General features: G+C 71.5%; 14 protein-coding genes. 11 read left to right on the top strand and 3 right to left on the bottom strand.

Annotation, left to right across the window (positions count from 1 at the left end; genetic code table 11):
* Positions 1 to 4 precede the first annotated feature (4 nt).
* Both DEJ47_RS07690 and DEJ47_RS07685 read right to left on the bottom strand, forming a co-directional pair.
* A complete protein-coding gene (locus DEJ47_RS07690) occupies positions 5 to 1,648 on the bottom strand; it encodes a PucR family transcriptional regulator (RefSeq protein WP_150166212.1) in 1,644 nt (547 codons plus the stop codon).
* Between the two features lie 176 nt (positions 1,649 to 1,824).
* Positions 1,825 to 3,636: a glycoside hydrolase family 15 protein gene (locus DEJ47_RS07685; RefSeq protein WP_150175487.1), complete on the bottom strand. Its 1,812-nt coding sequence runs from the start codon at positions 3,634 to 3,636 to the stop codon at positions 1,825 to 1,827.
* Positions 3,637 to 4,079: 443 nt separating this feature from the next.
* Between DEJ47_RS07685 and DEJ47_RS07680 the strand changes: the two genes are divergently transcribed.
* The 11 genes from DEJ47_RS07680 to DEJ47_RS07630 all read left to right on the top strand — a co-directional run bounded on the left by DEJ47_RS07680 (position 4,080) and on the right by DEJ47_RS07630 (position 16,629).
* Complete coding sequence (locus tag DEJ47_RS07680; RefSeq protein ID WP_150166210.1) at positions 4,080 to 5,756, top strand: CTP synthase; 1,677 nt, start codon at positions 4,080 to 4,082, stop codon at positions 5,754 to 5,756.
* Between the two features lie 86 nt (positions 5,757 to 5,842).
* A complete protein-coding gene (locus tag DEJ47_RS07675; protein WP_150166208.1) occupies positions 5,843 to 6,469 on the top strand; it encodes an NUDIX domain-containing protein in 627 nt (208 codons plus the stop codon).
* A 166-nt stretch (positions 6,470 to 6,635) separates the two neighbouring features.
* Complete coding sequence (locus tag DEJ47_RS07670; RefSeq protein WP_190415324.1) at positions 6,636 to 8,726, top strand: tetratricopeptide repeat protein; 2,091 nt, start codon at positions 6,636 to 6,638, stop codon at positions 8,724 to 8,726.
* 145 nt (positions 8,727 to 8,871) lie between these two features.
* Complete coding sequence (gene ald, locus DEJ47_RS07665; protein ID WP_150166206.1) at positions 8,872 to 9,987, top strand: alanine dehydrogenase; 1,116 nt, start codon at positions 8,872 to 8,874, stop codon at positions 9,985 to 9,987.
* A gap of 324 nt (positions 9,988 to 10,311) precedes the next feature.
* Positions 10,312 to 11,484 (top strand): ParA family protein, encoded by a 1,173-nt coding sequence (locus DEJ47_RS07660; protein ID WP_223828263.1) that lies wholly within the window; start codon positions 10,312 to 10,314, stop codon positions 11,482 to 11,484.
* Positions 11,469 to 12,056, top strand: coding sequence for a hypothetical protein (locus DEJ47_RS07655; protein WP_150166202.1), 588 nt, complete (start codon positions 11,469 to 11,471; stop codon positions 12,054 to 12,056). The genes DEJ47_RS07660 and DEJ47_RS07655 overlap by 16 nt, the downstream gene beginning before the upstream one ends.
* A gap of 19 nt (positions 12,057 to 12,075) precedes the next feature.
* Positions 12,076 to 13,041, top strand: coding sequence for a segregation and condensation protein A (locus DEJ47_RS07650; protein WP_150166200.1), 966 nt, complete (start codon positions 12,076 to 12,078; stop codon positions 13,039 to 13,041).
* Positions 13,038 to 13,694 (top strand): SMC-Scp complex subunit ScpB, encoded by a 657-nt coding sequence (scpB, locus tag DEJ47_RS07645; protein WP_263398887.1) that lies wholly within the window; start codon positions 13,038 to 13,040, stop codon positions 13,692 to 13,694. The genes DEJ47_RS07650 and scpB overlap by 4 nt, the downstream gene beginning before the upstream one ends.
* A 12-nt stretch (positions 13,695 to 13,706) precedes the next feature.
* Entirely contained in the window at positions 13,707 to 14,834 is a 1,128-nt protein-coding gene (locus DEJ47_RS07640) for a pseudouridine synthase (RefSeq protein ID WP_150166198.1), read from the top strand.
* A gap of 71 nt (positions 14,835 to 14,905) precedes the next feature.
* Positions 14,906 to 15,631, top strand: coding sequence for an NUDIX hydrolase (locus DEJ47_RS07635; protein ID WP_150166196.1), 726 nt, complete (start codon positions 14,906 to 14,908; stop codon positions 15,629 to 15,631).
* The gene (locus DEJ47_RS07630; RefSeq protein WP_150166194.1) at positions 15,628 to 16,629 is read left to right on the top strand and encodes an ADP-ribosylglycohydrolase family protein; all 1,002 of its coding nucleotides are present in this window, start codon (positions 15,628 to 15,630) and stop codon (positions 16,627 to 16,629) included. Before DEJ47_RS07635 ends, DEJ47_RS07630 begins: the two co-directional genes overlap by 4 nt.
* Before the next feature lie 26 nt (positions 16,630 to 16,655).
* On the opposite strand, the gene DEJ47_RS07625 is transcribed toward DEJ47_RS07630, so the two are convergent.
* Positions 16,656 to 17,420: a DNA polymerase beta superfamily protein gene (locus DEJ47_RS07625; protein WP_150166192.1), complete on the bottom strand. Its 765-nt coding sequence runs from the start codon at positions 17,418 to 17,420 to the stop codon at positions 16,656 to 16,658.
* Between the last annotated feature and the right edge of the window lie 132 nt (positions 17,421 to 17,552).

Genomic DNA, 17,552 nt, shown 5'->3' with positions numbered 1-17,552 from the left:
CGGGCTACGCCACGTGCCGGCGCGCCCGCAGCGCCAGGCTCAACGCGAGCACCGTCTGCGGGTCGTCGAGATCCGTGCCCAGCAACTCGCTGATCCTCGCGAGCCGGTTGTACAGGGTCTGCCGGTTCAGATGCAGTTCGCGCGCGGTCTCCGCCTTGCGTCCCGCGTGCGCCAGATACGTCTGCAGCGTCGGCAGCAGCGGCGGCTTGGACCGCTGGTCGTGGGCGCGCAGCGGGCCGATCGCGCGGTCCACGAACGCCGCGAGGACCCCGTCCTCGTCGTGCCGGTGCAACCGCCACAGCAGCAGGTCGATGTCGAGCCGCCGCGCGTCGTACCAGGGCCGGTCGGAGAGCCCCTGCGCCGCCGTCGCCGTCTCCGCCGCGTGCCGCAGTCCCGCCGACGCCGCCGCCCAGCCGCCCGCGACCCCGACCACCACCACGGGCGGCTGCGCCCCCGGCCGCTGCATCCCCGCCCGCTCGACACCGGCGCGCAGCGCGGCGGCGACCCGGTCCGCCACCGCCGTCCGCTCCGACTCCGTGCGCAGACCGAGCAGCAGCGGCACCCGCCCCTCCACGGGACGTACGCCGAGCAGCGCGGGCACCCCCACCGAAGCCAGCTCCTCCGCGACCGCCCGCGCCAGGACCGCCCACCCGCCGCCGGTCGGCAGGCCGTCGGCGAGCCGCATCACCACCGGCAGCAGCGGGCTGTCGGCCGACCCGGGCCGGAAACCGAGCACACGGGCCTGCGCGGGAGCGTCCTCGGCGGCGATGCGGCCCTCCGCGAGGTCGGTGAGGAAGTCCCCGCGACCGCGCGCGGCGAGCTCCTCCTCCTGGCGGGCCTGCATCAGGACCACCGCGAGGCTGCTCGCCGCCCGTTCCGCGGCGATGCGGTGCACCGGCAGCGGCGCCGACTCCACGGCGAGCAGGACGAGCCTGGCCCGCACCGACCCCGCGCCAGGACCCCCGCCCGGCACGTCGACGATGACCGCGCTCGCGGGCGGGCCCTCCCGGTCTGCGGCGCGCCCCCGCAGCCCCTCCCACACCTGGAGCGGGTCCGCGCACTCGGTGCCCGCTCCGGCGGCGTACAGGAGCTGGCCGTCCGCCGTCTCCAGGAACACCGGGTTGCCGCTGAACTCCGCGAGGATCCCGAGCACCTGCGGCGTGCCGCCCCCGCCGAGCAGCGCCTCCGTGCAGCGCCTGTGCACCTCCTCGGCCTGCTGGAGGAGCGCGTAGTGGCCGTTGACGATCTCGGTGTGCACTTCCTCGGTGACCGTCACGAACGGCACCTCCCGGTGCAGCTGCACCAGCGGCAGACCCGCCGAGCGCGCCGTCTCCACGATCGCCGCGGGCAGCCGTGCGAAGCGTGGGCCCAGTTCGACGACGAGCGCCGCGATGCCCCGCTCGGCGAGGTCGCGCACGAAGGCGCGCTGCTCGGCGGGGCGGGCACCGAGCCCGAGGCCCGTGGTGAGCAGCAGCTCGCCGCCCTTGAGCAGCGAGGCGATGTTGGGCACCTCGCCCGCGTGCACCCACCGCACGGTCCGCTGGAGCCGCTCCGCGCCCGCGACGACCTCGGGGAGCCCGCCGCGCAGCCCCGGAAGTTCCAGCGCGCGCTGCACCGTGATGCCGCCCTGAGTGCCCTGACTGTCCATGGCGCGGACGCTACCGGGGCGCACGTCCGGCGAACATCTCCGGACGATCACAGGGCCGGTCCCCGGTGACGGCGGCCCGGCAACTCGACGCATCGGCGCGGCAATTGCGGACACCCCCGCTCCCTGTGACGTACGCCACAGGGAGCGGGGGTGCCGGGTGCCGGGTGCCGAAGGCGCTAGCCCCCGTAAGCCCCCGAGGCCGTCAGCCGCAGCGCCGTGTCGATCAGCGGCACGTGGCTGAACGCCTGCGGGAAGTTGCCGACCTGCCGCTGGAGGCGCGGGTCCCACTCCTCGGCGAGCAGACCCAGGTCGTTGCGGAGGGCGAGGAGCTTCTCGAAGAGCTTGCGGGCCTCGTCGACCCGGCCGATCATCGCGAGGTCGTCGGCCATCCAGAACGAGCAGGCGAGGAACGCGCCCTCGTCGCCCTCCAGGCCGTCCAGGTTCTCCTCGTCGCCGGACGTCGGGTAGCGCAGGATGAACCCGTCCGAGGTCGAGAGCTCCCGCTGGATCGCCTCGATCGTGCCGATGACGCGCTTGTCGTCCGGCGGCAGGAAGCCCATCTGCGGAATCAGCAGCAGTGAGGCGTCCAGCTCCTTCGAGCCGTACGACTGCGTGAAGGTGTTCCGCTCCTTGTCGTAACCCTTCTCGCACACGTCCCGGTGGATGTCGTCGCGCAGTTTGCGCCACTCCTCCAGCGGGCCGTCCGCGTCACCGGACTCGATGAGCTTGATGGTGCGGTCCACCGCGACCCACGCCATCACCTTCGAGTGAACGAAGTGGCGGCGCGGACCGCGCACCTCCCAGATGCCCTCGTCCGGCTCGTCCCAGTGGTCCTCGAGATACTTGATCAGCTTGAGCTGGAGGAGTGACGCGTAGTCGTTGCGGGCCAGGCCCGTCATGTGCGCCAGGTGCAGCGCCTCGGTCACCTCGCCGTACACGTCGAGCTGCAGCTGGCCGGCCGCGCCGTTGCCCGCCCGGACCGGCTGCGAGTTCTCGTACCCCGGCAGCCAGTCCAGCTCCGTCTCGCCGAGCTCGCGCTCGCCCGCGATGCCGTACATGATCTGCAGGTTCTCCGGGTCGCCCGCGACCGCCCGCAGCAGCCACTCGCGCCACGCGCGGGCCTCCTCGCGGTATCCGGTGCGCAGCAGCGAGGAGAGCGTGATCGCCGCGTCGCGCAGCCAGGTGAAGCGGTAGTCCCAGTTGCGGGAGCCGCCCACGTCCTCGGGCAGCGAGGTGGTCGGCGCCGCGACGATGCCACCGGTCGGCGCGTACGTGAGCGCCTTGAGCGTGATCAGCGAGCGGACCACGGCCTCGCGGTACGGGCCGTGGTACGTGCAGTGGTCGACCCACTCCCGCCAGAACTCCTCCGTGGCGGCGAGCGCGTTCTCGGGCTCGGGCAGCGCGGGCTGGTCCTTGTGGGAGGGCTGCCAGGAGATGGTGAACGCGATCCGCTCACCGGGGGAGACGGTGAAGTCGGAGTACGTCGTCAGGTCCTTGCCGTAGGTCTCGGCCTCGGTGTCGTGCCAGACCGAGTCGGGGCCCGCGACGGCCACGGTGCGCCCGTCGACCTTGTGCACCCAGGGCACCACACGGCCGTAGCTGAAACGCATCCGCAGGGCCGAGCGCATGGGCACCCGGCCGCTGACACCCTCGACGATCCGCACCAGCTGCGGCGCGTCGGTGTCGCGCGGAGGCATGAAATCGATCACGCGGACGGTTCCGCGTTTCGTGTCCCACTCGGATTCGAGCACCAGGGAGTCGCCGCGGTAGCTGCGGCGCGCGGCAGTGGGTGGCTGCGCGTCCGGTTCGTGTGCGGGCCCAAGGCGCCAGAAGCCGTGCTCCTCGGTGCCCAGCAGGCCGGCAAAAATGGCGTGGGAATCGAAGCGGGGCAGGCACAGCCAGTCGACTGTGCCGTCCCGGCAGACCAGGGCTGCGGTCTGCATGTCTCCGATGAGTGCGTAGTCCTCGATGCGCCCGGCCACGTCTATCTCCAGTCGAACGGCCACGTTCGCCCCGCGGGGCGCTTACAGATCAGCGGTCAAGTGATCGTCGACGAGCGCTTGTTCCGGGGTCAAGGCGGGATGGTGCCGTGTGCCGGATGGGCTCGGCAGCGATTGTCCGAGCAGGATACGACGCACCTTAGTGATCTGCGCGCCCCTCCCGGCAACGAGGCGCCGCCGAACGGGTGAGCGGCAGGTGAGAGGCGGTGCGGCGGGGAAAACTGGGGGCGTGCGGGTCTGGTGACCGGCCTGTGTGCGCACGGTGGCGGAGCGTGGCCGGACGCGGGCTCGGTCGGTCGCTGATACCCTGGTAGCCCGTGAGCCGGTGGTCATAGAACCCCCGAACCGCAGCGACGGCACCTCCCCGAACCTCAGGCGGGAGCGCCGGTACGCACCCTCCAGACCGCGACCACGGGAGCCCCCCTTTGGCCATGCAGCCCAAATCCCCGACGACCAAGCACATCTTCGTCACCGGGGGTGTCGCCTCTTCCCTCGGCAAGGGTCTGACTGCCTCCAGCCTGGGTGCGCTCCTCAAGGCGCGCGGACTGCGCGTCACCATGCAGAAGCTCGACCCGTACCTGAACGTCGACCCCGGCACGATGAACCCCTTCCAGCACGGTGAGGTGTTCGTCACGAACGACGGCGCCGAGACCGACCTGGACATCGGCCACTACGAGCGCTTCCTCGACGTCGACCTCGACGGCTCGGCGAACGTCACCACCGGCCAGGTCTACTCCCAGGTGATCGCCAAGGAGCGGCGCGGCGAGTACCTCGGCGACACCGTGCAGGTCATCCCGCACATCACCAACGAGATCAAGCACCGCATCCGCCGCATGGCGACCGACGACGTCGACGTCGTCATCACCGAGGTCGGCGGCACGGTCGGCGACATCGAGTCGCTGCCGTTCCTGGAGACCGTTCGCCAGGTCCGCCACGAGGTCGGCCGCGACAACGTCTTCGTGGTGCACATCTCGCTGCTGCCCTACATCGGCCCGTCCGGCGAGCTGAAGACCAAGCCGACCCAGCACTCCGTCGCCGCGCTGCGCAACATCGGCATCCAGCCGGACGCCATCGTCCTGCGCGCCGACCGCGAGGTGCCGACCGCCATCAAGCGCAAGATCTCGCTGATGTGCGACGTCGACGAGGCCGCCGTGGTCGCCGCCATCGACGCCAAGTCGATCTACGACATCCCGAAGGTGCTGCACACCGAGGGCCTCGACGCCTACGTGGTGCGCAAGCTCGACCTGCCGTTCCGCGACGTCGACTGGACGCAGTGGGACGACCTGCTCGACCGCGTGCACAACCCGCAGCACGAGGTCACCGTCGCGCTCGTCGGCAAGTACATCGACCTGCCCGACGCCTACCTCTCCATCACCGAGGCCATGCGCGCCGGCGGCTTCGCCAACAAGGCCCGCGTCAAGGTCAAGTGGGTCACCTCGGACGACTGCAAGACCCCGGCCGGCGCCAAGAAGCAGCTCGCCGACTGCGACGCGATCCTGATCCCCGGCGGCTTCGGCGACCGCGGTGTCTCCGGCAAGGTCGGCGCGATCCAGTACGCCCGCGAGAACAAGGTGCCGCTGCTCGGCATCTGCCTCGGCCTGCAGTGCATCGTCATCGAGGCCGCCCGCAACCTCGCGGACATCCCCGACGCCAACTCCACGGAGTTCGACGCGGCCACCGGCCACCCGGTGATCTCCACCATGGCCGAGCAGCTCGACATCGTCGCCGGTGAGGGCGACATGGGCGGCACGATGCGCCTGGGCATGTACCCCGCCAAGCTCGCCGAGGGCTCCATCGTGCGCGAGGTGTACGAGGGCAAGGAGTACGTCGAGGAGCGCCACCGCCACCGCTACGAGGTGAACAACGCCTACCGCGCGGACCTGGAGAAGAAGGCCGGGATCCTGTTCTCCGGCACCTCCCCGGACGGCAAGCTCGTCGAGTACGTCGAGTACCCGCGCGAGGTCCACCCCTACCTGGTCGCCACGCAGGCCCACCCGGAGCTGCGCTCCCGGCCGACCCGCCCGCACCCGCTCTTCGCGGGTCTGGTGAAGGCCGCCGTCGAGCGCCAGCAGGGCCGGCAGAAGTCCGGAGGCAAGTCCGGCAAGTAACACCGGAGCGGTACGGTTGCCGGGGTGCGTGTCCGAGGGGACGCGCACCCCGGTTTCTTTTTGCACGTGTGGGAGGACAGGGCGACATGACGATCAAGGACACCGCCGAGGAGTGGCAGGTCACGGCGACGGACACCCCGTTCGTCGGGAACAAGACCTCCGTCCGCACCGACGACGTGGTCATGCCCGACGGCTCGGTCGTCCGCCGCGACTACCAGGTCCACCCCGGCTCGGTGGCCGTCCTCGCCCTGGACGACACGGGCCGCGTCCTGGTCATCCGCCAGTACCGCCACCCGGTCCGCCACAAGCTCTGGGAGATCCCCGCGGGCCTCCTCGACGTCCCCGGCGAGAACCCGCTGCACGCCGCCCAGCGCGAGCTCTACGAAGAGGCGCACGTCAAGGCCGAGGACTGGCGTGTCCTCACCGACGTCTACACCACCCCCGGCGGCTGCGACGAAGCCGTGCGGATCTTCCTCGCCCGTGATCTGTCCGAGGCCGAGGGGGAGCGCTTCGCGGTCGAGGAGGAGGAGTCCGACATGGAACTCGCCCGGGTGCCACTCGACGAGCTCGTCCGCGGCGTGCTCGCCGGTGAGCTGCACAACAACTGCCTGGTCGTCGGCGTGCTGTCACTGGTCGCCGCCCAGAACGGCGACGGCCTCGACGCGTTGCGCCCGGCCGAGGCGCCCTGGCCCGCCCGCCCCTTCGACGCGTAGGCCCCGCTGGAGCACGCACGGGTTCCGATATGACGATCCACTGATCCGATCGGGCGACTTGTGCGCGCCGTGCGGCCGGAACCGCCGCAGGGCCTGAACTAGGCTCTGAAAGCGTCCCGCCCGGAGTCCCGGCGGGTTCGTGCGCAGGCGGACGGGAGCGTGGCCCGTGACGGATCAGGCGGTCGACACGGACGGTGCGACGGCGGGCGGCGCCGTGCCGCCGCCCGCGAGTGCCCTGGAACCGACAAGGGGTCAGTTCGTCGGCAGACGCCGTGAATTGAAGGAACTCCGCGCGGACATCGACCGCGCGGGCCTCGACACCCTCTCGGGCCGCAAGGCGCCCCGCGCGCGCGTCCTGCTCGTCGCGGGCCGCCCCGGCTCAGGACGCACCTCGCTCGCCGAGGAACTCGCCCGGCAGCTCGCCGACGACTACCCCGACGCCGTGCTGCGCGCCCGCCTCACGGACCCCGACGGCAGCCGGGTGCCCACCGAACGCACCGCCCGCGAACTCCTGGACGCGCTCGGCGTGCCCGCACCCCCCGGAGCCGCCGAGGACGACCTCACCGGCATCCTCCGGGACGCGCTCTCCGCACGCAGGGCGCTGCTCCTGCTCGACGACGCCACGGACGCCGAGCAGGTCGACCCGCTCCTTCCCGACACCCCGGACTGCCTGGTCGTCGCGGTGGCCGAGGGCCCGCTCACCGGCATCCCCGACGTGCGGCCCTGCACACTCGGCGGCCTCGACAAGGCCGCCGCCGTCGAGCTCCTCGCGCGCGCCGCCGGACCGGTCCGCATCACCGTGGACCCGCGCTCCGCCGAGTCCCTCGTCGAGGCGTGCGCGGCCCACCCGGCGGCGCTCGTCCTCGCCGGCGGCTGGCTCGGAAGCCGGCCCAAGGCGGCCGTCGCCGATCTGGCCAAGCAGATCCACGACATGCCGGACGAGGGCTCGCCCCTCGCCCGTGTCTTCGCTCACACCTACGCCTCGCTGCCCGGGCCCCCCGCCCGGATACTGCGGTTCCTCTCCCTCGCCCCGGCAGGACACGTCGACCCGCACACCGCGTCCGCGCTCGCGGGCTGCTCGGTCTCCGCGGCCAGGACCACCCTCGACGACTTCGTCGCCCTCGGGCTCGTGCGCGCCGTCGAATCCCCGCTGCCGCAGTACGAGGTGCCGGGCTGCCTTGTACCGCTCCTGAAGGCCCGCACCGAGAGCCAGGACCGCCCCGCCGAGATCCAGCTGGCCCGCGCCCGCATGCTGGAGCGGACCGTGCGCCTGCTCCAGTCCTGCCGGGCCGTCACGGAACCGGACGCCTCCGCGGCCCGCAGGAAACTCGCCGGGATGCCGCGCGCCCTGCGCTTCCCGGGACCGCGGGCGGCCGCCGAGTGGCTGCGCATCCGCCGGCCCGCGCTGCTCGCCGCCGCACGCCTCGCGGTGGCCGACGGCGAGCTCGACACCCTCGCCCGGCGCCTGATGGCCGCCCTGGTCAGAGCTTTGGTGGCACACCGCGGCACCGAGGACGCCGCCCCGGAGCTGTACGGCATCCACCGGCTCGTCCTCGACGTCGCCGAGCGGCGGAACCTGCCGCGCGAGCAGGCCGCGGCGCTGCTGAACCTGGCGGATCTGGACGCGCAGACGGGACGTACGCGCGACGCGCTCGCCCGCTACCGGGCGGCGCTGGACGCGGGACGCGCGGCCGGTGATCCGTACGCGACCGGACGCGCGATGGAATCCGTAGGCGGCGCCTACCAGGAACTGGGGGACTGGTCGCGGGCCTCCGACTGGTTCGGCAGGGCTCTGGCCCAGCGCCTGGCCCGCGGGGAGCGCACGGACGCCGCCCGGCTGTACGGCCGGATCGGCGCGGCGCACACCTACGCGGGGCGCTACGGAGAGGCGCTGCGCAACTGGAGCTCGGCCGTCACCGGGTACCGCCGGAGCGGCGATGTGGCCGCCCAGGCACGGGCGTTGAGCGAGATGGCCCGCGTGCAGGAGTACGCGGGACGGCCCGAGGAGTCGCTGAGGACCTGCCAGGAGGCCGTCGAGCTCGCGCGGCACGCCGAGGACGTACGCCTTCAGGCGGCGCTGCAGCTCCGGCTCGCCGACACCCTGGAGCGGCTCGGCGACCCGGCGGCCGCCCGGCTGCACCGCGGTGCGGCCGAGCGCATGCTGGGAGAGGAGCTCCCGCAGTCCGCGAGGCTTGAAACGAACGGTGGAGCAGCCCCTTCCGCCTACGAAATCCGTAGTGCTTCGACAGAAGATTGAAGTATTGAAAGGCTAGACAGCGAGAAATCCTTCATTAGACTGGCTCCGCCGCGTACCTCTGCGGTGTTTCCCGCTGCGCCCCCACGCGTACCGGTATGCGTTGCATTGCCCGAAAAATCCCCTGAGCCAAGGACCGTGATCGACGATGAAGGTCGGCATCCCCCGCGAGGTCAAGAACAACGAGTTCCGGGTGGCCATCACCCCCGCCGGTGTGCACGAGCTCGTGCGCCACGGCCGCGAGGTCGTCATCGAGCGGAACGCCGGCGTCGGCTCCTCGATCACGGACGCCGAGTACGTCTCGGCGGGCGCCAAGATCCTGGACACCGCCGATGAGGTCTGGGCCACCGCGGACCTGCTCCTGAAGGTCAAGGAGCCCATCGCGGAGGAGTACCACCGACTCCGCAAGGACCAGACCCTCTTCACCTACCTGCACCTGGCCGCGTCCAAGGAGTGCACGGACGCGCTCCTGGAGTCGGGCACCACCGCCATCGCGTACGAGACGGTCGAGACCGCCAACCGCGCGCTCCCGCTGCTCGCCCCGATGTCCGAGGTCGCTGGCCGCCTGGCCCCGCAGGTCGGCGCCTACCACCTGATGGCCGCCAACGGCGGCCGCGGCGTCCTGCCGGGCGGTGTCCCCGGTGTGGCCGCGGGCAAGGCCGTCGTCATCGGCGGCGGCGTCTCCGGCTGGAACGCCGCGCAGATCGCCATCGGCATGGGCTTCCACGTGACCCTGCTCGACAAGGACATCAACAAGCTCAAGGAAGCCGACAAGATCTTCGGCACGAAGATCCAGACCGTCGTCTCCAACGCCTTCGAGCTGGAGAAGGCCTGCCTCGAGGCCGACCTCGTCATCGGCGCCGTCCTCATCCCGGGCGCCAAGGCCCCGAAGCTGGTCACCAACGAGCTCGTCTCGCGCATGAAGCCCGGGAGTGTCCTTGTCGACATCGCGATCGACCAGGGCGGCTGCTTCGAGGACTCGCACGCGACCACGCACGCCGAGCCGACCTTCCCGGTCCACAACTCGGTCTTCTACTGCGTCGCCAACATGCCCGGCGCCGTCCCCAACACGTCGACGTACGCGCTGACCAACGCGACCATGCCGTACATCGTGTCCCTGGCGAACAACGGCTGGGTCGAGGCGCTGCGCCGCGACCACGCCCTCGCGCTGGGTCTCAACACGCATGACGGCAAGGTCGTTTACAAGGAGGTCGCGGAGGCCCACGGTCTCGACCACGTCGAGCTGGAGTCGCTCATCGGCTGAACCTGACCGCTTTCGTCAACGAAAGTCGTCAATCTCACGCCCGCGGCCGGACCTTGAGAGGGGTCCGGCCGTATGCGTATCAGTGTGGACACGCTCAACTGGCCTTGAACGTAACCCTTTAACCGTTTCGCCCACCCCCGAAACGCGGCGACGGCAGGCCGCACGCCCTTGACACAAGGGTGTTCCATTGCCGACACATCGGGCCGGGTCCGGCGGATTGTGTTGCTGCGGAGCGGTGACACGCCATAGAGTCGCCAACCGTCGGCATGGTGCCACGCTGACCTATCGAGAAATTTCCTGGTCACCAAGGAGGTAAGACGACTTGTGAATGAGTCGACATTTGCTCCCGGGGGTGGTCAACCAGGAACGTCTGTGCGGGACCAGGGTTCCGAGGGGCTCGAAGCCGTCGGCTCGGTCGCTGTCCGCACCTTCGAAGCCCGGCAGGGCCCCCAGCCGACACAGTCAGCACCCCAGAGCATGGATGGCCATCACGTGAACGCCATGGCCGGCGACCGGAGTGGCGATAACACCCACACCCACCTCGCCGACTACGAGGAACTGCCCCAGGGGCACTTCTACGACCCCGACGCCGAGTACGAGCCCGATCCGGAGTACGCGGCCACGCTCGCGCCGGACGCCGCCCGTCAGCGCCGTGAGCGCATCGGCCCGACGGGACGCCCGCTGCCGTACTTCCCGATTCCTGGTCCGCTGACCGACCACGGTCCCGCGAAGATCATCGCGATGTGCAACCAGAAGGGCGGCGTCGGCAAGACGACGTCGACCATCAACCTGGGCGCGGCCCTCGCGGAGTACGGACGCCGGGTCCTGCTCGTCGACTTCGACCCGCAGGGCGCCCTCTCCGTGGGTCTCGGGGTCAACCCGATGGAGCTGGACCTGACGGTCTACAACCTCCTCATGGAGCGCGGCATGTCCGCGGACGAGGTGCTCCTGAAGACGGCGGTCCCCAACATGGACCTGCTGCCCAGCAACATCGACCTGTCGGCCGCCGAGGTGCAGCTGGTGAGCGAGGTCGCGCGCGAGTCCACGCTGCAGCGCGCCCTGAAGCCGCTCATGCAGGACTACGACTACATCGTGATCGACTGTCAGCCCTCGCTCGGCCTGCTCACCGTGAACGCCCTGACGGCGGCTCACAAGGTGATCGTGCCGCTCGAGTGCGAGTTCTTCGCGCTGCGCGGTGTGGCCCTCCTGACGGAGACCATCGAGAAGGTCCAGGAGCGGCTCAACCCCGACCTGGAGCTCGACGGCATCCTCGCGACCATGTACGACTCCCGCACGGTGCACAGCCGTGAGGTGCTCGCGCGCGTGGTCGAGGCGTTCGACGACCACGTCTACCACACGGTCATCGGCCGCACGGTGCGCTTCCCGGAGACCACGGTCGCCGGTGAGCCGATCACCACGTACGCCTCCAACTCGGTCGGCGCGGCCGCCTATCGCCAGCTCGCCAGGGAGGTGCTCGCCCGGTGTCACGCCGAGTGAGTCTGCCCGGGGCCGACGAACTGTTCCGTACGACCGGGGGAATGGCGCTGCAGGCGTCGTCGCCGCGACGCCAGGCGAACGGCGAGGCGAAGGTGCCCGCTCCGGCGGGCGAGAGCGACGAGGCGGCGGCCTCCGCCGAGGACGCGGCGCAGGGCGACGGTGAGCCCGCCGAACACGCGGCGTCGGACGCGGAGTCGGGTACCGAGTCGCGCGCGAGGGCGGCAGGTGCCGAGGGCGACAAGGGAACCGGACGGCGCTCGGGAACGGCGCAGGAAGGTTCGGCCGCGCAGGGCGGCAAGTCCGGCGGCTCGTCCACCGCGCAGGCGCGGCGGCGGGCACGGGCGGCGAACCGGCGGCCCAGCGGGCGCGAGCGGCACGACGAGAAGATCACCGTGTACGTCTCCGCCGAGGAGCTGATGGACCTCGAACACGCGCGGCTCGTGCTGCGCGGCGAGCACGGCCTCGCGGTCGACCGCGGGCGGATCGTGCGGGAGGCGGTCGCCGTCGTCCTCGCAGATCTGGAGTCCCGCGGGGACGCGAGCATCCTCGTGCGACGGTTGCGCGGGCGGTAGGGGTAGCGTTTCTGGCCTCATGGCCTCGAACAGTGAACCCGTACCGCCCCCGCCCACCCGCCGCCGCGCCCTGGGGCGCGGGCCCGGCGCGGCACCCGTGGAGCGGGAAGCGGTGGAGGAGCTCCCAGAGCCCGCCGAGCCCGCCGAATCCGCCGAATCCGCCGAGCCCGGCGAGCCCGGCGACGGGCGGTTCAAGGTCCGGCTCGCGAACTTCGAGGGGCCGTTCGACCTCCTGCTCCAGCTGATCTCGAAGCACAAGCTGGACGTCACCGAGGTCGCGCTCTCCAAGGTCACCGACGAGTTCATGGCGCACATCCGGGCCATGGGCGCCGACTGGGACCTGGACCAGACGACCGAGTTCCTCGTCGTCGCCGCCACGCTGCTCGACCTGAAGGCCGCGCGGCTGCTGCCGGCCGCCGAGGTCGAGGACGAGGCCGATCTCGCGCTTCTGGAGGCGCGGGACCTGCTCTTCGCGCGGCTCCTGCAGTACCGCGCGTACAAACAGGTCGCGGACATCTTCAGCGGGCGGCTCGACGACGAGGCGCGGCGCTATCCGCGGACCGTGGGCCTCGAACCGCACCACGCCGAACTGCTCCCGGAAGTCGTCATCAGCATCGGGGCGGAAGGATTCGCCAAGCTCGCCGTCAAGGCGATGCAGCCCCGTGCGAAGCCGCAGGTGTACGTGGAACACATCCACGCCCCGCTCGTCTCCGTGCAGGAACAGGCCGGGCTCGTCGTCGCCCGGCTGCGGGAGCGGGGCGAGGCCAGCTTCCGGGTGCTCGTGGAGGACGCGGGGGACACCCTGACCGTCGTCGCCCGCTTCCTCGCCCTCCTGGAGCTCTACCGGGAGAAGGCCGTCGCCCTGGACCAGGAGGACCCCCTGGGCGAGCTGATGGTCCGCTGGACCGGCGGGGACGGCGCAGCGGAGCCGACCGTGACCGACGAGTTCGACCGGGCACCCGAGCCCTTGGAGGAGAAGGCGTGAGCGCGCAGAGCCCTGTGGGGGAGCCGGCCGGTGCCGTGGCCGATCTTGAGCTGCGGCCCGCCCTCGAGGCCGTCCTGATGGTCGTCGACGAGCCGGCGACCGAGGAACACCTCGCGAAGATCCTGCAGCGGCCCAGGCGCGCCGTGGCCGACGCGCTGCGGGAGCTGGCCGACGAGTACACCGTGCAGAAGCGCGGTTTCGAGCTGCGGCTCGTGGCCGGCGGGTGGCGGTTCTACACGCGGCCGGAGTACGCCGCCGCGGTGGAGGGCTTCGTCCTGGACGGGCAGCAGGCGCGGCTCACCCAGGCGGCCCTGGAGACCCTCGCCGTCGTCGCGTACCGCCAGCCGGTCAGCCGTTCCCGGGTCTCCGCGGTGCGCGGGGTGAACTGTGACGGCGTGATGCGCACGCTCCTCCAGAGGGGTCTGGTGGAGGAGGCGGGCGCGGAACCCGAAACAGGTGCGATCCTGTACAGGACGACGAACTACTTCCTGGAGCGGATGGGCCTGCGCGGCCTGGACGAGCTCCCGGAGCTCGCGCCCTTCCTCCCCGAGGCGGACGCGATCGAAGGGGAGACGCAGGAAGGCGTCCCGTCGTTCGACCCGGACGCACCCGATGCGCCGGGGTACGAGTACACCCAGGACTCAGCCGACTAGACGGAACTTTTGATGCGAAGCAGCAGCGGCAGGAACAGCAGCGGAAACAACGGCGGGAGCCGTGGTGGCAACAGCGGCGGCCGCGGCGGGAGCAGCGGTGGCCGCGGTAACCACCGCGGTGCCGGTAACAACCGCGATGACAAGCAGGGCGGCTCCGGCCGTCCGAAGAAGCCGCGTCCGGAGGAGCGGCGTTACGACGTGGGTTCCGGCGGCACGCAGGACGGTCCGAAGTCGGGCCGTGGCGCCTCGGCGCGCGGTGGCGCCAAGGGCGGGCCGAAGCAGGGACAGGGCACCGGACGGGGCCGCTGGGCCCCGGCCACCTCGCGTGAGTACGACGCGCGGGCCGAGGAGCGCAACCGCGAGCGGTACGCGGGCAAGCAGAAGACCAGCCTGCCCAAGACCTTCCCGGGCGCCGAGCAGGAGGGCGAGCGGCTGCAGAAGGTCCTGGCCCGTGCGGGCTACGGTTCGCGCCGTGCCTGTGAGGAGCTGGTCGAGGAGGCCCGTGTCGAGGTCAACGGCGAGATCGTCCTCGAGCAGGGCATGCGCGTGGACCCCGAGAAGGACGAGATCAAGGTCGACGGCCTGACCGTGGCCACGCAGTCGTACCAGTTCTTCTCCCTGAACAAGCCCGCGGGTGTCGTCTCCACCATGGAGGACACCGAGGGGCGCCAGTGCCTGGGCGACTACGTGACCAACCGCGAGACGCGGCTCTTCCACGTGGGGCGGCTCGACACCGAGACCGAGGGTGTCATCCTGCTCACCAACCACGGCGAGCTGGCGCACCGCCTGACCCACCCCAAGTACGGCGTGAAGAAGGTCTACCTCGCGCACATCGTGGGCCCCATCCCGCGTGACCTGGGCAAGCAGCTCAAGGACGGCATCCAGCTGGAGGACGGGTACGCCCGCGCGGACCACTTCCGCGTCGTCGAGCAGACCGGCAAGAACTACCTCGTCGAGGTCACCCTCCACGAGGGGCGCAAGCACATCGTGCGGCGCATGCTCGCCGAGGCGGGCTTCCCCGTCGACAAGCTGGTGCGGGTGGCCTTCGGGCCGATCACCCTGGGCGACCAGAAGTCGGGCTGGCTGCGTCGCCTCTCCAACACGGAGGTCGGGATGCTGATGCAGGAGGTCGACCTCTAGGAATCGCTTGCCCGGACCACCCCCCTCTCTTTATAGTCATCAAGACCATAAAGAGAGGGGGGTGGTCGTGCATGCAGGGGTACGACAAGCACGCCTTCGAGCCGTTCGCCGTCACCGTGGACCTGGCCGTGTTCACCATCCGTGACGGCGCGCTGCACGTCCTGCTCGTCGAACGCGGCCAGGAGCCGTACGCGGGACGCTGGGCGCTGCCCGGCGGCTTCGTGCTGCCCGACGAGTCCGCCGAGGCGGCGGCCGGGCGTGAGCTCGCCGAGGAGACGGGGATCGCCGACGTCGGACGGCTGCACCTGGAGCAGGTGCGGACCTACAGCGATCCGGACCGCGATCCGCGCATGCGGGTCGTCTCCGTCGCCTTCGCGGCGCTCGTCCCGGACCCGCCGGAGGTCCACGGCGGCGGTGACGCGGCCCGCGCCGCCTGGCTGCCGTACAGTCCCGCCACATACCGGCCGCTCGCCTTCGACCACGACCGGATCCTCGCCGACGCCCACGACCGGATCGGCGCCAAGCTGGAGTACACCGGACTCGCCACCGCCTTCTGCGCACCTGAGTTCACCCTCGGCGAGCTGCGCCAGGTCTACGAAGCGGTGTGGGGCGCCGAGCTCGACCCCGCCAACTTCCGGCGCAAGGTGGTCGGCACGGCCGGGCTCGTGGAGGCCGTGCCAGGAGCCGCGCGGCTGACCGGCGGACGCGGGAAGCCCGCCGCCCTCTTCCGGGCCGGAACCGCCTCCGCCCTGCACCCGCCCCTGCTGCGCCCCGCCCCGGAAGGACAGACCTCATGAAGCGTGCCGCCACGGGATCCCTCATAGGGCTCGCCCTCGGGGACGCGCTCGGCTTCCCGACCGAGTTCAACGATGTGCCCGCGATCCTCGCCACGTGCGGGCCCTGGCGGGAGATGGCGCTGCCGGACCCGGCGTACATCACCGACGACACGCAGATGACGCTCGCCCTGAGCCGCGGCCTGCGCACCGCCACGGACCGCGGCCTGCTCGGACCCAAACGTCTGGAGCGGCCGCTGCGCGAGGAGTTCGTGGACTGGTACCAGTCGCCGGAGAACAACCGCGCGCCCGGCAACACCTGCCTCAAGGCCTGCTACCTCCTCAAGACGGGCAAGCCGTGGGAGGAGGCGAGCCAGGTGCACTCCAAGGGGTGCGGCGCCAACATGCGCGTCGCGCCGGTCGGACTCGCGCCCGGCCTCACCGACGAACAGCGCGCGGGCGCCGCCCAGCTGCAGTCCGCCCTCACCCACGGCCATCCGACCGCGCTCGCCGCCTCCGACCTCACCGCCCACGCCGTCCGGCTGCTCGCCGAGGGCGCCGAGCCGACCGGCCTCGTCGGGCTCCTGCGCTCGTACGCGTACGAGAACCGGGAGACGTACCACGAGCGCTGGCTCGGCGAGCTGTGGACGCGGAGCGGGGACGCGTCGCCCCGGGCGTTCATCGCGCGGGGCTGGGACGAGTGCCTCGGCGTCCTGGAGCGGCTCCGTGACGCGCTCCGCTCGCCCTCGCCGGAGACCGACCCGTGCCTCGCGACGGGCGAGGGCTGGATCGCCGAGGAAGCCTTCGCCACGGGCCTGCTCTGCTTCCTGATGTTCGTCGACGAACCGCTCACCGCGCTCCGCAGGGCGGCCTGCACGTCGGGCGACTCGGACTCGATCGCCTGCCTCACCGGCGCTTTCGCGGGCGCCCACCTCGGCGCGGACGCCTGGCCGACGGAGTGGACGGGCCGGATCGAACACGGGGCCGAACTCCGGGAGTTCGGGGCGCTTTGGGACGCTTGATCGGATGCGGCGAGGCGCGGGCGGCGTCAGTGCTGTGCGATGTGCTGCGTGGTGCCCGCGCCGCGTACGGCGTGCTGCTCGGTCCCGTCGTCCGCGTACGCCTCCAAGGCCCTCAGGGCTGACGCCCGGCGTGTGCGGAGCAGGAAGTCCTCGATTCGGGCCCGGTCGGGGGCGGGCGGGAGCGGGGTGTGGGTGGCCGCCTCCTGCGACTCGGCGGCGAGACGGTTCATCCAGGACTCGACCTGCGGCCAGGACAGCTCGCCCCGCTTCACCGCCAGCAGTGGCTCCCGCTGCTCGCCGACGTCGACGGCGAGCTCGCCGGTGCGCAGCAGGTCGCGGCAGGACGTCAGCAGCCGCAGCAGGTGCATGGCGTGCTTCCAGCGCGGTGCGCCGTGCGTGCGGACGTCGGCGTCGAGCTTCTTGCGCTGGCCCAGCGCGTAGCGGACGAAGGTGTCGTGGGCCTGGCGGGAGAGGAACGCGCCGCGCAGCGCGAGCAGTTCCCGCCCGGTGTCGGTGACGTGTTCCACGAGCGGGGAGTGCAGGCACTCCAGGACGTTCGGATTGGCCCGCAGCGCGAGCTCGCAGAACCGTTCCAGCTCCCAGCTGAACTGTTCGTCGGCCGGGCCGTCCACGTGCGTCGGGGGTTTGTCGAAGCGCCAGAAGAGGGGCGTGGGGGCCAGGAAGATGCCTCTGCGGTCCGTGTCGCTGTCGTCCGTGGCCAGGCCGAAGGCGCGCGAACCCATCACGCAGGAGTAGACGGTGTGGTCGCGTACCAGGTCCTGAGGGTGCATGCGGGGAGCGTACGGGGCCGGATCAGCCCAGGGTGATCGAATTTCCGGTGACCGTGATCTTCTCCTCGGCAGCGGGCAGCGGGCAGCGGGCAGCGGGCAGCGGGCGCGGGGCGGGACCCTCCGCCCTCGTCC

The organism is Streptomyces venezuelae (genome assembly GCF_008642355.1).
GTDB classification, from domain to species: Bacteria; Actinomycetota; Actinomycetes; order Streptomycetales; family Streptomycetaceae; genus Streptomyces; species Streptomyces venezuelae_B.
This window is presented reverse-complemented; position numbering and strand designations above follow the sequence as displayed.

Bases quoted from the DNA above. Each gene is read 5' to 3' on its own strand.
- DEJ47_RS07690 (WP_150166212.1), bottom strand. From the start codon at position 1,648: ATGGACAGTCAGGGCACTCAGGGCGGCATCACGGTGCAGCGCGCGCTG.
- DEJ47_RS07680 (WP_150166210.1), top strand. From the start codon at position 4,080: ATGCAGCCCAAATCCCCGACGACCAAGCACATCTTCGTCACCGGGGGT.
- DEJ47_RS07675 (WP_150166208.1), top strand. From the start codon at position 5,843: ATGACGATCAAGGACACCGCCGAGGAGTGGCAGGTCACGGCGACGGAC.
- ald (WP_150166206.1), top strand. From the start codon at position 8,872: ATGAAGGTCGGCATCCCCCGCGAGGTCAAGAACAACGAGTTCCGGGTG.
- DEJ47_RS07650 (WP_150166200.1), top strand. From the start codon at position 12,076: ATGGCCTCGAACAGTGAACCCGTACCGCCCCCGCCCACCCGCCGCCGC.
- DEJ47_RS07640 (WP_150166198.1), top strand. From the start codon at position 13,707: ATGCGAAGCAGCAGCGGCAGGAACAGCAGCGGAAACAACGGCGGGAGC.
- DEJ47_RS07635 (WP_150166196.1), top strand. From the start codon at position 14,906: ATGCAGGGGTACGACAAGCACGCCTTCGAGCCGTTCGCCGTCACCGTG.
- DEJ47_RS07630 (WP_150166194.1), top strand. From the start codon at position 15,628: ATGAAGCGTGCCGCCACGGGATCCCTCATAGGGCTCGCCCTCGGGGAC.
- DEJ47_RS07625 (WP_150166192.1), bottom strand. From the start codon at position 17,420: ATGCACCCTCAGGACCTGGTACGCGACCACACCGTCTACTCCTGCGTG.